This is a genomic window from Arthrobacter sp. MAHUQ-56, from assembly GCF_019710585.1.
In the GTDB taxonomy this organism is placed as follows: domain Bacteria; phylum Actinomycetota; class Actinomycetes; order Actinomycetales; family Micrococcaceae; genus Arthrobacter.
In genome coordinates, this window is record NZ_JAIFZQ010000021.1 from 1 (window position 1) to 13,123 (window position 13,123).

Genomic DNA, 13,123 nt, shown 5'->3' on the forward strand with positions numbered 1-13,123 from the left:
AAATCGGTATCAACAAACATGGCACACTATTGAGTTCTCAAACAACAGACACACCCGGCACCACCCAAACCAAACATTCAGGATCGCTCCGGAGCAACTTTCCAAACTTACCCGACCCACCAGCACTTGGCAAATCCACGTTTCCGCGACCACCAACACCAGGATCAGCCCCCACCCACACAACAGCACGCTCAAAAGCGAACCATTTTCCAGGCCGTTCAGAAGGGGGTTTGGCCGCTATTTTTCCGCTTCAGCGGCGGCGACTCAGAAAACAATACACGCCCCACAACCCCACCGCAAATCCACCCTCCGGCGCCTCCGGTCCCCCGGAATTCCGCGGCAGAAGGGGCCATCGGGGCACCCCGCCGGCCCTCCGCCGTCGCAATGTCTTTGTGTGGGCTGCGGCACAGAAAGAGCAATGCCGTGGACACCTCCCGGAAGAGGTGTCCACGGCAGGATTCCCGAAGTCAGCTACTGACGCCAGCGGGATCGCGTATCTGTAGCCGACGGCTTACAGGTGTAGGTGGTCCCCTTGGCGCTTAGACCCATGGCCCCAGTCGGGGAACAAAACGCACCGGGGGTTACTCCGTCGACGGTCGCTTGCGCTTGTGCCGGTGCTTGGACCGGAGCGGGGACAGCCTTCTGGGCAGCTGCTTGCTCGGCGGCTGCCTTGGCAGCGGCATCCCGCGCGGCCTGGTCCGCGGCAGCCTTCGCCGCAGCGGCCTGTTCGGCAGCGGCCTTATCAGCGGCAGCCTTCGCCGCAGCGGCCTGTTCTGCTGCGACCTTGTCGGCTGCAGCCTTCGCCGCAGCGGCCTTCTCCGCAGCGATATCGTCAAGGCTCTTGACGCCGAGATGCACTGCGGAGCCCTTGGCCGCCTGTGCGCCGTTGGCGGGGTCCTGTGAAATCACCTGCCAGTTCTTCTTGACGATGACCGACTTGCCGTGGGCGGTGTCCACGGCCTCGACCTTGAGCCCGAGGCGTTCCAGCTGATCGGTCGCTTTGTCCAGGGTGAGGCCAACCACCCCGGGAACTGTGACGTTCTCCGTTGTCTGCGAAACAGCGGTTGCCGTGGCTGCCGGCTGCGTCGCCTCCTGCTTCCCGCCGCATCCAGTCAGCAGAAGCCCGGTCAGCACGGCCAGCGCCAGCGTCTTCTGCAACGTGCCGACGGCAGGTTTGGAACTTTCTTGCATGTTTCCCCCTGGGAATGGTTGTGATGGTGATGGAAGGACGTGGGCGCCGCTACTCGCAGGCAATGCCGTCGGAGTCACGGTCAAGTGCGGAGCGGTAGCCTGCCTGGCCGGCGTACAGCGGCGCAGCTCCCGCCGCCCGTGCCGCCGCGCAGTTGGCGTAGTAGGCAGCGGCCGGCGCAGGAGCCGGTGCAACAGGTGCCGGAGCAACAGGCGCCGGAGCTACAGGAGTGGCGGGAGCCACGGCAGCAGGGGCCGGAGCCGGTTCAATGACAGGTGCGGTCTGGTTTGTTGGCGCCAACTGCCCCGCGCAATCGCCCAGGATGCGGGCCATCGCGTCGTGTTCCGCCTGGGTGACCCACAAGCCGTACGTCGCCTTGACCGAAATCTGCCGGGCTACGTACTCGCACCGGAAAGCCTTGTTGGGCGGCAGCCAGGTGGCGGCGTCGCCGTCGCCCTTCTTGATGTTCGTGGGCCCGTCTGTCGCCTGCAGGTTCAACGGATCGTTGGCGAAGGCGGTCCGCTGCTCCACCGTCAGCTGCTGGGCACCCTTCTGCCAGGCATCGCTCAACGCCACCACATGGTCGATCTGCACGGCGCTGCTGGTGCCGGAACCGCGGACAAAGCTGATGCTCGTGCCCGTGTAGGGGTCGGCCAGGGTGCCCGACTGAACCTTGCAGGGCACGCTGTTCGTGTACGTGATGCCGGTCAGGTCCCGCTTGAGGATGTCGTTGCGGGTGTCGCAGCCGTTGCGGTCAACGTCCGCCCACGCCTGGCCGAACAGGGCACGGTCGTACCCCGTCTTCGGCGCCCGGCCCTTGATGGGAAGGGTGGCCAGCAGGTCCAGCGCCCTGGTGGCGTAGGCGGGCTGCGCGTTGGGCGCGGTGGCCGCAACACCTGCCGCCAGAACGTACGGGGTGTCCGGGTCCAGCGGTTCGCCGGGTTCCTGCGCCGCCGGGGTCGGCGTCGGAGTGGACGACGGCGACGGCTTGGACGGGGCGGTGGCGCTTGCCTTCGCGGTCGCCGCCTTGGCAGCGCTCCCGGACGACGCCGCCTCCAGGTCTGCGCTTGATACGTGCGGCAGAGCGATGCCCCCGCCGATGAAAAGGACAAGGGACCCGGCAAGCGCGACGGCCCCGGCCTTGCGCCGGGCGGGTAGCCATGCCCAGGAGCGCCGGCCAGTGGCAAGAACGTACAAACCGGTGAGCGCAGCGGTGATGGCCAGGAAGATGAGCGCCAGGCCGATCCCCCTGCTCAGTGCGCCGAGGAGCATGAACAGGGCGGTGATGCCGCCGACGATGAAGGTGGAGGCACGGGGCTTGCGCTGCGGCTCCGGCCGGCGCGCAGGCGGAACAGACCCGGGAAGGGTTCGGTGATCGGACATTGTTTCCCCATTGATGCGGACCACGAACAGGGCCCTGCATTTGCCGGGCCTGCTGCTAAGCCCGACAAACTTGTTGTCCGGAGCCTATGTCCTGTTCAGGGCGCCTTCGCCCCGCTTCCGCATTCCTCAGCCAACATTCAGCCACTCTTGATGCAACCTTGAGGAACCGTTGCATATTCGGGCTTCGGCACTTAACATCCCGGCGCAAAACCAGGTCCGGACAAACGCGGGACGGGACATCCCATTCCCAGCCGGATGCGTCAAGGCTAAAGTGGCCCGCATGCAGATGCGCCTCGAGGTTGTCCAGGTCCCGGTGTCCGACGTCGACAGGTCGAAGGCGTTCTACACCGAGAAACTCGGCTTCGTCCTGGACCACGACGTGGAGCACATTCCCGGGATGCGCGTGGTCCAGCTGACGCCTCCGGGTTCCGCGGCTTCGATCGTCATCGGCACGGGTATGACCGCCATGGCACCGGGCAGCCTCGAGGGGCTGCAGCTTGTAGTCCCGGACATCACGGAAGTCAGGAACGAGCTGGTAGGGCGCGGCGCGGCCATCAGCGACATCCAGGACCTTGGGGGCGTCCTGTTCGCCTACTTCAGCGACCCCGACGGCAACCGCTGGGTGGTGCAGGAGCAGACGCCGCCAGCAGTCCGCGGCGCCTACAACCCGTAGGCAGCCACAGGCAACGCGGGCGGCCTACTTCCCGGCGGGGGGCGCCGTCGAGCCACGCACCACCAGTTCGGTGCCCAGCTCGATCCGCTGCGGTAATTCCTCGTCCCCGTCCAGGTGGCGGAGCAGCGCCCGCATAGCCGTTTCGGCCATCTGCACCACCGGCTGGCGAATGGTGGTCAGCCCGGGCTCCACCCACTCGGCGGCAGGAATGTCGTCGAACCCGATGATGGACAGATCCTCCGGAATCCGGAGCCCGGCAGCCCGCGCCGCCCGGTAGGCGCCCAGCGCTTGGTCGTCATTGCCGGTGAAGATCGCCGTGGGCCGGTTTGGCAGCTCCAGCAGCTTGCGGGTGGCGGCCTCGCCGGCTTCGATCGAGAAATCGCCCGGCACCATGAGCGCCGGGTCCAGGGCAATACCGGCCCGGCGGAGCGCCGCACTGTAGCCGTCCTCGCGGGCGCTGCTGCACTGCAGGTCCTCGCGCCCGCCGATCATGGCGATCCTCTTGTGCCCCAGCTGCAGCAGGTGGTCGGTGGCCGAGTAGCCGCCTTCCCAGTTGGCCGCGCCCACCGTCATCAGGTCCGGACCGGGCTGGCCCACGGGATCGATCAGCACCACCGGGATTCCCAGTGACTTGACCCGTTGGATCTGCTTGGCGTCCAGCTGGTACACCGCCATCAGCAGGCCATCAGATTTCCGCTCGGCCAGGTTGGCCAGCCACGGCCGGATCCTGGAGCCGTCCAGGTTGAGGCTGCTCACCACGGTGCCGTACCCGGCGTCCTGCGCCACGCGCTCCACGCCCTCGATGATCTCCAGCGCCCACTCGGACCCGAGGCCGGGGAACACGAGGTCCACCAGGCCGGCCTTTTGCCGGCGCTTGGCAGGCCGGCGGGCGTAGTCCCGCCGGGCGATGATCTCCTCCACCCGCGCACGGGTCTCCGCCGCCACGTGGGCGTGCCCGTTCAGGACTTTGGAGACCGTGGGGACGGAAACGCCGGCCTCCCGGGCGATCTCGCTGATCGTCGCGCGCCTGGTGTCCTGCTTGCTCACCACGGAAACCACCTCTCAACCGGACTCGCCGGCGCTAGTTATCGGAAAGTTCCCACGTCTGGATCCGGCCGCACATGCCGTAGATCCTGAGGTTTTCCCGTTTTCCCATGGTAGTTCTGGCGTCGGCCAGATAGAAACTTTCTGCCGTGTCCAGGGCCGCCAATTGCTGCCGGGTGGCCGCTGCCTGCCGGGCCGCTCCCCCGGCCAGAAGTTCCGCCCATTGCCCGGTCCTGGCCCTGACCAGCCGGGCAGCCGCCGCGTGGAAGCCGGCCAGGGCGTCCGGCCCGGATTCCAGCACGGCCTCCTTGAGCGAAAAGTACCCTTCCAGCGCCAGGTCACGACGGCGGCGGGCGGCTTTCTCCCCGTCGGCCAGTCCGGCGTCGGCGTCCTTGTGCTCCAGGGCGGCAGCGCGGTGGTACCTTTCGGGGTCCGCAAGGTACTCCGGCGGGAAGGTCATCACAGCGTCGCCATGCTCGGGCAGTCCCGCGTTCTGCATCACCACCAGGACCTTCAGGTCGCCGGAATCATTGATGGCCCTGTGCACGGTCCCGGGGGTGAACCACAGGACCACGCCCGGGACCAGCGGGGTGGATGTGTAGCCGCGGGAGTCCAGGGTTTCAAGACGTCCGGAACCGGACAGCACCACGTAGGCCTCCGTGGAGGCGGTGTGCACGTGCGGGGAGCCGCCTGCGGCGCCGTCGGCTCCGGGCCAGTCGTAGATGCTGATCTCGGACAGTCCGGTGGCGCCCGGAAAGGTGGACCCCACACCTATGCCCAGCTGTTGAGTGCGGCCTGCGCGGCATCCGCCAGCCGCTGCGCACGTTCGGCGTCCACGCCGCCGTCGGCAATGACCACGGCGTAGCGGTACATCAGCGGCGAGCCCTCCCGCAGCGGCACCTCCGCGCTGAAGAACGGTGCCGAGCCCAGGCACGCGAACATGGACGACCTGGCAAACCACTGGTTGGGTGCTCCCGGGTTGCCCGCGTCTTCCACGAACGCAATGGTTGAGGACCGGCAGCTCCCGTCGTGTGTGCCGGTGAAGGCGATCCACGGCGAGCGCGTGCCCATGAATTCGTCAGTGCCCGTGCCGTCCTGGTTCCGGAACGTGCCGCCGGTGAACGAGCGGGGGCCGCGCCAGAACAGGCCCCCGTAGCCGGCGTTGTGGCGGCCCTCGGTGGTGGGGCTGCCGATGCTGATCTCCTCGCCGGAGATGTTGCTCATCCGGGTCTCGAAGAGGATGGCGTACGCACCCCCAGCGTGGCTGCCGGCTTCTCCTTCCAGCAGTTGAATGCCGAAGCGGCGGCTCTCCGCAATGACGGGCTCCCCTTCCTGCGAGGTCCAGGTGAGGGACTCCGAGGCGGTGATCCCGGCGTCGGACTGGTCGATCCCGGTGAAGGACCCATGGGTCATGGCGCCGTTGTTGTCCAGGTTGGCGTACTCGGTTGTGCGCGTGTAGGTGGCGCCGCCCCAGAAGTTGTGCCTGCCGACGTTCGGCAGTGCCCAGGAAAGTCCTTTGTGCCAGACGTGGTCCCACGGGCGGGAAATGGTGACCTCGTCCCCGCCCAGGGTGGTGAGCGGGTGGAAAAACGGCCGGGGGCTCTCGTACTGGTCATCGGCCGGTTTGTAGGTATAGGTGGCGATGGGCCGGCCGTTGGCGGTGAAGGTAAGGGCTGCTCCGTCATCGTCGAAGCTGAGCCGGCCCACGGTGGCTGCCCGGGGAACGGCGCTGGCTGGTGTGGTCATGGGGATCTCCTTGGAAGTTTAGGGGTCAGGCGCGGGCGGAATCGAAGGCGGTTTCGTTCAGGGCTGTGGCATCCAGGACCTCGGTGCCGAGGCCGCCGCCGTCCATGCCGCCGTAGAAGGGGTGTCCGGGAACGATCACCCCGCGCCGCACCGGTTGGCCGGTGAACGCCGAAGCGTAAATTGCGGCAGCGAGTTCCAGCGTCTGCCGCGCGGACTCCGCTCCGGCAGGAAGGGGACGGCCGGCGTCGAGCGCGTCATACATCGCCAGGAACTGGGCGCTGTGGCCGCTGCCGCGCTCCAGCGGTTGCGCGGCCCAGGCCCCGGCCACCTGCACCTCGTGGCCGGGCGCGCCGGTGATGGTCCAGTCGTCGGTGCTGTAGCCGTAGAGATGGCTCAGCTCCACGGTGGCGAATTCGCAGTCGATCCGGATATCGGAAGTTTCCCGGGGCGAGAGCAGGGAGTTGACGATGGTGGCCACGGTCCCGTTGCGGAACCGGACCAGCGCGGCGGACAGGTCCTCCGTGGAAGTGGCGCGTGCCTGCCGGCCGGCGACCGCCGTAACCTCCTCCCAGGGGCCGAGCAGGTGCAGCAGCAGGTCGAACTGGTGGATGCCGTGGCCCATGGTGGGCCCACCGCCCTCGGCACTCCACGTGCCGCGCCAGGGCAGGTCCCAGTAGCTGTCCGGGCGGTACCAGAGGGTGTCGCAGCGGGCCACCAGGGGACGGCCGAATTCCGCCCCGCCGATCAGCTGCTGCGCTGCCGCGGAAGCATCGCCGAAGCGGTGCTGGAACACGCAGGAGAATTGGGCGCCGCCCTTCAGCTGCGCCCTCTCCAGCCGGTCGAAGTCGGCAAGGCTCAACGCAGGCGGCTTCTCGGAGAGCACGTGGACCCCTGCCTCAAGGCATTCGATGGCCTGGTCGATGTGCAGCATGGGCGGGGTGCACAGGTGCACGATGTCCGGCCTTGCCTCCGCCAGGAGGTCCGCGAGGTTCAGGTACCTGCCGGGAATGCCGTGCGCGTCCGCGAAGGCGTCCAGCCGGCCCTGGTCCACGTCGCAGGCGGCCACGAGTTCTGCACGTCCACCCGTGCGCGCCAGGTTGTCCGCGTGTACTGCCGCGATGCCGCCGGTTCCTACGATGGCCACTTTGTACGTCCGCATGTTCTCTCCGTCTTTGCAGTAATCGCCTGTTGAAGCGGGTGGAAGGGCCGCGCGCAGAGAAAGTTTCGATCTCACGCTTGAACTTTCGGAACATTCCTTGGCCGCTGATGTCGCACCCGCTCTCAACCGTAGGAACGCCACGACGGAAGAGTCAAGGGAATTAGGCCTAGAAACTAAACAAAAGTTTCTGATACTTTCTTAGAAACCACTTCCCCACTGCGAGGAGAAGCCCGTGACCAGCGGTGCCGCCGAAAAGCAAGCCCCACCCATCCACGCGTCCAGCGAAGACGCAGGCCGCGCCGCCGGACGACCCTCCGTGGAAGACCTGGTCCGGGACATGACGCTGGAGGAAAAGCTGGCTCAACTGGCGGGCGTGTGGGTGAACGCGTCCACGGACGGCGATTCCGTGGCGCCGCTCCAGAACGAGATGGTTGGCGACGCCCGGTCCTGGGAGGACGTGATCTCCTCCGGGCTCGGCCAGATCACCCGGATGTACGGCACCGTTCCGCTGGAACCGCTGGAAGGCGCACGCCGGCTGGCGGCGGCGCAGGAACAGATCATGGCCGCCTCCCGCTTCCGGATCCCGGCGCAGGTGCACGAGGAATGCCTCGCCGGGCTGGCCGCCTGGAAAGCCACCGCGTTCCCCGTGCCCTTGGCCTGGGGTGCCACCTTCAACCCGGTCCTGGTGCACCGGATGGCCGGGCTGATCGGCACCCAGATGCGCGCGCTCGGCGTCCACCAGGGCCTGGCGCCGGTACTCGACGTGGTGCGGGACCTGCGCTGGGGCCGGGTGGAGGAAACCATCGGCGAGGACCCCTACCTGGTGGGCACGCTGGCCAGCGCCTACGTCTCGGGCCTGGAACAGTCCGGGATCGTGGCGACGCTCAAGCACTTCGTGGGCTACTCCGCGTCCCGCGCCGGCCGCAACCACGCTCCGGTGTCCATGGGGCCGCGCGAACTCGCGGACGTGATGCTGCCGCCGTTCGAGCTTGCCATCAAGCACGGCGGCGCCCGCTCCGTGATGCACGCGTACACGGACACCGACGGCGTCCCGGCCGCCGCGAACCGGGCCCTGCTCACCGCCCTGCTGCGTGACGAGTGGGGCTTCGCCGGGACGGTGGTGGCTGACTATTTCGGCGTCGCATTCCTGAACGTCACACATGGCGTCGCCGCCGATTCCGGCGAAGCCGCCGCCCTTGCCCTGGCGGCCGGGGTGGACGTGGAACTGCCCACCGTGAATTGCTACGGCACTCCGCTGCTTGAGCGCGTCCGGTCCGGCGCGGTTCCCGAGTCGCTGGTGGACACCGCGCTGCGCCGCGTGCTGCGGCAGAAGGAGGAAGCGGGACTGCTCGCACCCGACTTCAGCCCGGCTCCCCCGGTTCTCGCCGCCGGATCAATCGACCTGGACCCGGCGCCGAACCGCGCCCTGGCCCGGGAGATCGCTGCCCAGTCGCTGGTGCTGCTCACCAACAGGACGCACGACGGCGGGCCGTGCCTGCCGCTGCCCGGCCCGGCAACGGCACGGCCCGGGTCAGCCGGCCACACACTGGGCGTCGTGGGGCCCCTGGCCCAGGATCCGTTCGCGATGCTGGGCTGCTACTCGTTCGACGCCCATGTGGGTGCTTCCCATCCCGACGTGCCCATGGGCATCCGGGTTCCAACGGTGGCCGGCGCTGCCACCGAACGCTTCGGATCGGTCAGTACAGCCGCAACCGGAACCTGCGAGGTGATCACCGAGGAACAAATCCTCGAGGCGTGCGGCATCGCCGCGTCCGTGGATACCTGCGTGGTGGTGGTTGGCGATAACGCCGGCCTCTTCGGCCGGGGTACCTCCGGCGAAGGCAACGACGCGGCAGACCTTCGGCTTCCCGGCGACCAGCACGCCATGCTGGACCGGGTGCTGTCCGCAGCCGGGGCAGCCGGGACGCGCGCCGTCGTCGTGGTCCTGAGTGGGCGTCCTTACGCCCTGGGCGACTTCGCCGAGCGGGCCGGGGCAATCGTCCAGGGTTTCTTCCCGGGCGAGGAAGGTGCCGAGGCACTGTGGGACGTGCTGACCGGGGCGGTGAACCCGTCCGGCAAACTGCCCGTCTCCGTGCCACGCACCTCCGGCGGCCAGCCCGGCACCTACCTGCACAGCCGCCTGGCCGGCAGGACAGAGGTCAGTGCGCTGGACCCGTCCCCGCTGTTCGGCTTCGGCCACGGCCTGTCCTACACGACCTTCGAATTCTCCGACCATGCGTCGGGTTCGCCCACGCTGTCGACGTCGGGCACTGTCACGGTCGGCTGCACGGTCACCAACACCGGTGCCATCGATGGCGCTGAAGTGGTGCAGCTCTACCTGGAGGACCCGGTGGGCGAGGTGGTCCGGCCCCTGCGGGAACTGATTGGCTACGCCCGGGTGGAACTCGCCGCCGGCGCCTCGGCCCGGGTGGAGTTCACGGTGCACGCGGACCGGACGTCCTTCACCGGCGTGGACCTGAAGCGGGTGGTGACGCCGGGCTTGGTGAAGCTGCATGTGGCGACGTCCAGCACCGCCGATGTCCACACGCACGAAGTGACCCTGCACGGCGAGCGCCGCGTGGTGGGCTTCGAACGGGAGATGCTGACGCCGGTGGCGGTGACCCCGCAGTAGGGGTCTCTAACCAGCGGTGAAGTTCTCCTCCACGAGGCGCAGCAGCGGCCGGGAGTTCAGGCAGGCCAGGAACACCACGGCGCCGGCAATCACCGGCAGCAGGAACGCGGTGGTGGCCAGCAGCAGCGTGGCGGTGACAAACAGGATCCCGGCGTTCCCGAGGGCCACCCGCTTCTGCGCGCCGAAGCTGTACAGCGACAGGCGGAGCAGGTCCCGGGTCCGGAACGAGAACCGGGAGAGCAACAGCAGGGCGTGCAGGGCCGCGGTGGACACCAGCAGGGCCAGCACCAGCAGCGCCAACCGGAGGGCGGGCTCAGCGGGGCTCCCCGGCCCGACGGCGGCGGGCAGCGCGGTGAGGCTGGCCGCGGCCACAGCCAGGACGAGCAGGTACGGAAGCCAGACCCGGACGGCCTGGCCAAAGTTCATCCGGTAGCCGCGGATGAAGTCCCGGAACACCCCGGTCCCGTGCCCGGCCAGGAGCCGGTTGAATGCGTAGCTGCAGGCCGCCAGCGACGGCCCGAGCGGCACCAGGGCGGCCAGCAGCACCCAGCTGCCGGCGGCAGGAGCCACCAGCAGCGCCGGCACCAGCAGCAGGTTCGCCAGGACCAGGAGGGCCGAGCCCATCATCACGCCGGCCACGGTGCCGGCCACCCTGAACAGGGGGCCGGCACCGTACTCCGCCTTCTTCTGAACCACCTACAGCCTTTCGGTCACGGCGGAAGTCCCCGGGCCGCCGTCGTCCGCCCTATTTCTTGTCCGCGTACGCCTTGTACGCCTTGTTGGCCAACTCTACGTATTTGCCCATGCCCTTGCTGTCCAGCTCCTTGAGATAGGCATCGAACTCGGAGAGGGGCCGCTGGCCGGTGATGAACTTCAGCGTGTTCTGCTTGACGTGGTCCTTCAGCGGAGTGAGCACCAGCGTGGCCTGCTCGCGGTCAGCATCGGTGTACGGCACGGGCGGGGAAACCGGCCGCGGCTTCTTGCTCTTCATCGCCTTCTGGAACGCCAGCTCCTCCTCGTTGAAGGTGGACTGGAGCAGGTCGGTAGTGCCGCCATAGGCGAAGTTGCCGCCGGAGAACCCGTAATCCACGCGCAGGTCCTTGGTGCCTGCGGGGTTCAGGCCCTGGAAGTTGATGTCCTTGGCCAGGACACGCTTGCCGCCCTCCTTGGTGTAGGTGGTGCCCTCGACGCCCCACTTGGCGAACTCCTGGCCGGCGTCGCTGTAGAACAGCCAGTCGATGTACTGCATCAGCGCCACGAAGCTGTCCTTGTCCTTGACGGAGGAGTTCAGCATGATGCCGTTCTCCAGGCGCGAGCCGCCGATGATGTCGCCCGCCGGACCACCGGGGACGGTGATCTTGCGGACGGCGAAGTTGCCCTTGCCCAGGGACTGCTCCATGGACGTGCGGTAGGTGATGATGTTCTGCGAGTTGGCGCTGATCACGAACGACTTGCCCGACGTGAACTTCTGGATGGCCGAATCGTCCGTCTGCGTGAAGCTTTCCGGGTCCATCAGCCCTTCGGACACCAGCGAGTTGAAATACGTCACGAGGTCCTTGAACTGGCTGGTGCCGGCGCCGAAGGTGAACTCCTTCTTGCCCGCGTCGAAGCTCAGGCCGTCCACCAGCCCCCAGCCGGCCACGGTGCCGAAAGCGGTGCCGGCAATGTTCAGCACGCTGTTGCCGTTGAACCGGTCGGAGAAGGGCACGACGTCGGGGTGGGCCTTCTTGAGCTTGCGCAGCACCTCGCGGAACTCGTCCCAGGTCTTGGGCTCGGCAATGCCTTCCTTTTCCAGGATGTCGGTGCGGAAGGCCAGGGTGTAGTCAGGCCAGAGTTCCTCATGCAGACCGGGGAGGACGTAGTACTTGCCATCCGCCTGGGTGAGGCCGGCGATCTCCGGTTCCAGCTTCCACTTCTTGATCTTGTCCTGGTAGTGCGGCATCAGGTCCACGTAGTCGCTGACCGGCAGGACAGCGCCGGAGGACACGTAGGCGCTCTCCTGGCCGGGGTAGGTCTTGGCGATGATCTCCGGCGCCTTGCCGGAGCTGATGAGCAGGCTGCGCTTCTGCTCATAATCGCTGAACGGCACCACGGTTGTTTCCAGGGTGACATTGTTGTCGCTGGCCATCTTGGTGAACAGCAGCCAGTCCTTCTTGATGGGGTAGGTGGGCTGGTCGCTGAAAAGGAACGTGAAGCTCAGCGGCGTCGTCGCCTTGAACGTGTCCCCCACCCCGAAGCTGTCCATCGCACCGGTGCGTGCCTTGGAGGTGTCCACCTTGCTGCCGGAATCGGAGTCACACCCGGCCATGACCAGGCCGAAGGCTGCGAGCGCGGACAGGCCGAGGAAGTCTCGTCTGCGGATCATTGTTTTTCCTTTCATAACGGGTTATTCCTTGACGGAGCCGAGCATGACGCCCGAAAAGAAGTACTTCTGGACAAAGGGGTAGACGCACAGGATGGGGATGACGGTGAGGACGATGGTGACGGACTGGATGTTCGCGGCGATCTGGCCCACGTTCTCCGCCGTGCCGCCGGCAGATCCTGCCGTGGTGACGCCGGCGATCATGTTGCGCAGGTAGATGGTCACCGGGAAGAGGTCCGGGTTGTCCAGGTAGAGGAAGGCCTGGAACCAGGAGTTCCAGTTGGCCACCGCGTAGAACAGCACCATGGTGGCCACGATGGCCTTGCTCAGCGGCAGGACCACCTTGAACAGGACGCCGTACTGGGTGAGCCCGTCAATGGCCGCCGCCTCTTCCAGCTCCCTGGGCATGTTCTCGAAGAAGGACTTCATGATCAGCAGGTTGAAGACGCTGATGGCATTGGGCAGAACCACCGCCCAGAGCGTGTCCCGCATGCCCAGCGAGGTGATGAGCACGTAGTTGGGGATCAGGCCGCCGTTGAAGAACATGGTGAACACGGCAATGCCGATGAACACGCTGCGGCCCTTCAGGTCCTTCTTGGCGATGGCATACGCGAAGCTGGTGGTCAGGACCATGGAGATGGCGGTGGCCACCACCGTGTAGAGGACGGTGTTGCCGTAGTTCCGCCAGAAGGACGAGTCCGCCAGGATCAGCCGGTACGTCTCGGTATTGAAGCCCTTGGGGAAGAGGTTGACCTGGCCGGCGTTGATGAACCCCTCGCTGGAGAAGCTCTGCGCGATGATGTTCAGGAACGGGTACAGGGTCAGGAACACCACCACCAGCAGGAAGACCAGGTTCACCCCCCGGAACACGCGCATGGCGTTGGAGACTTTCATGTCCTTGACCAGGACGCCGGTTTCTTTCATGGTTGTCCCTT

At 67.0% G+C, this 13,123-nt stretch carries 11 protein-coding genes; 2 read left to right on the plus strand and 9 right to left on the minus strand.

Going from position 1 to position 13,123, the window contains the following annotated elements:
• Positions 1-471: 471 nt before the first annotated feature.
• Positions 472-1,191 carry a PASTA domain-containing protein gene (locus tag K4G53_RS17640; RefSeq protein WP_221386983.1) on the minus strand — a complete coding sequence of 240 codons (720 nt, stop codon included), beginning with the start codon at positions 1,189-1,191 and terminating at the stop codon, positions 472-474.
• A gap of 49 nt (positions 1,192-1,240) precedes the next feature.
• Positions 1,241-2,572: a DUF1524 domain-containing protein gene (locus K4G53_RS17645; RefSeq protein ID WP_221386984.1), complete on the minus strand. Its 1,332-nt coding sequence runs from the start codon at positions 2,570-2,572 to the stop codon at positions 1,241-1,243.
• Positions 2,573-2,852: 280 nt separating this feature from the next.
• On the opposite strand from K4G53_RS17645, the gene K4G53_RS17650 reads away from it, so the two are divergent.
• A complete protein-coding gene (locus K4G53_RS17650) occupies positions 2,853-3,245 on the plus strand; it encodes a VOC family protein (protein ID WP_221386985.1) in 393 nt (130 codons plus the stop codon).
• A 24-nt stretch (positions 3,246-3,269) separates the two neighbouring features.
• On the opposite strand, the gene K4G53_RS17655 is transcribed toward K4G53_RS17650, so the two are convergent.
• Genes K4G53_RS17655 through K4G53_RS17670 form a run of 4 tightly spaced genes read right to left on the minus strand, consistent with a single transcriptional unit; the run spans position 3,270 to position 7,194 of the window.
• Complete coding sequence (locus K4G53_RS17655; protein WP_221386986.1) at positions 3,270-4,295, minus strand: LacI family DNA-binding transcriptional regulator; 1,026 nt, start codon at positions 4,293-4,295, stop codon at positions 3,270-3,272.
• Between the two features lie 31 nt (positions 4,296-4,326).
• Complete coding sequence (locus K4G53_RS17660; RefSeq protein ID WP_221386987.1) at positions 4,327-5,058, minus strand: cupin domain-containing protein; 732 nt, start codon at positions 5,056-5,058, stop codon at positions 4,327-4,329.
• A 2-nt stretch (positions 5,059-5,060) separates the two neighbouring features.
• Positions 5,061-6,035, minus strand: coding sequence for a PmoA family protein (locus tag K4G53_RS17665; protein ID WP_221386988.1), 975 nt, complete (start codon positions 6,033-6,035; stop codon positions 5,061-5,063).
• Positions 6,036-6,060: 25 nt separating this feature from the next.
• Positions 6,061-7,194, minus strand: a complete 1,134-nt coding sequence (locus K4G53_RS17670) for a Gfo/Idh/MocA family protein (RefSeq protein WP_221386989.1) — start codon at positions 7,192-7,194, stop codon at positions 6,061-6,063.
• 232 nt (positions 7,195-7,426) lie between these two features.
• Here K4G53_RS17670 and K4G53_RS17675 point away from each other — a divergent pair, with 232 nt between their 5' ends.
• Positions 7,427-9,826, plus strand: a complete 2,400-nt coding sequence (locus tag K4G53_RS17675) for a glycoside hydrolase family 3 N-terminal domain-containing protein (protein ID WP_221386990.1) — start codon at positions 7,427-7,429, stop codon at positions 9,824-9,826.
• A 6-nt stretch (positions 9,827-9,832) separates the two neighbouring features.
• On the opposite strand, the gene K4G53_RS17680 is transcribed toward K4G53_RS17675, so the two are convergent.
• From K4G53_RS17680 to K4G53_RS17690, 3 genes are read right to left on the minus strand one after another with little or no spacing between them, the layout of a single operon-like run.
• Positions 9,833-10,522: a DUF624 domain-containing protein gene (locus K4G53_RS17680; protein ID WP_221386991.1), complete on the minus strand. Its 690-nt coding sequence runs from the start codon at positions 10,520-10,522 to the stop codon at positions 9,833-9,835.
• A gap of 49 nt (positions 10,523-10,571) precedes the next feature.
• Complete coding sequence (locus tag K4G53_RS17685; RefSeq protein WP_221386992.1) at positions 10,572-12,206, minus strand: extracellular solute-binding protein; 1,635 nt, start codon at positions 12,204-12,206, stop codon at positions 10,572-10,574.
• A 6-nt stretch (positions 12,207-12,212) separates the two neighbouring features.
• Complete coding sequence (locus tag K4G53_RS17690; protein WP_221386993.1) at positions 12,213-13,112, minus strand: carbohydrate ABC transporter permease; 900 nt, start codon at positions 13,110-13,112, stop codon at positions 12,213-12,215.
• Between the last annotated feature and the right edge of the window lie 11 nt (positions 13,113-13,123).

Coding starts and splice junctions, on each gene's coding strand:
- K4G53_RS17690 (WP_221386993.1), bottom strand. CDS start 13,112: ATGAAAGAAACCGGCGTCCTGGTCAAGGACATGAAAGTCTCCAACGCC.
- K4G53_RS17640 (WP_221386983.1), bottom strand. CDS start 1,191: ATGCAAGAAAGTTCCAAACCTGCCGTCGGCACGTTGCAGAAGACGCTG.
- K4G53_RS17685 (WP_221386992.1), bottom strand. CDS start 12,206: ATGAAAGGAAAAACAATGATCCGCAGACGAGACTTCCTCGGCCTGTCC.
- K4G53_RS17670 (WP_221386989.1), bottom strand. CDS start 7,194: ATGCGGACGTACAAAGTGGCCATCGTAGGAACCGGCGGCATCGCGGCA.
- K4G53_RS17645 (WP_221386984.1), bottom strand. CDS start 2,572: ATGTCCGATCACCGAACCCTTCCCGGGTCTGTTCCGCCTGCGCGCCGG.
- K4G53_RS17650 (WP_221386985.1), top strand. CDS start 2,853: ATGCAGATGCGCCTCGAGGTTGTCCAGGTCCCGGTGTCCGACGTCGAC.
- K4G53_RS17665 (WP_221386988.1), bottom strand. CDS start 6,035: ATGACCACACCAGCCAGCGCCGTTCCCCGGGCAGCCACCGTGGGCCGG.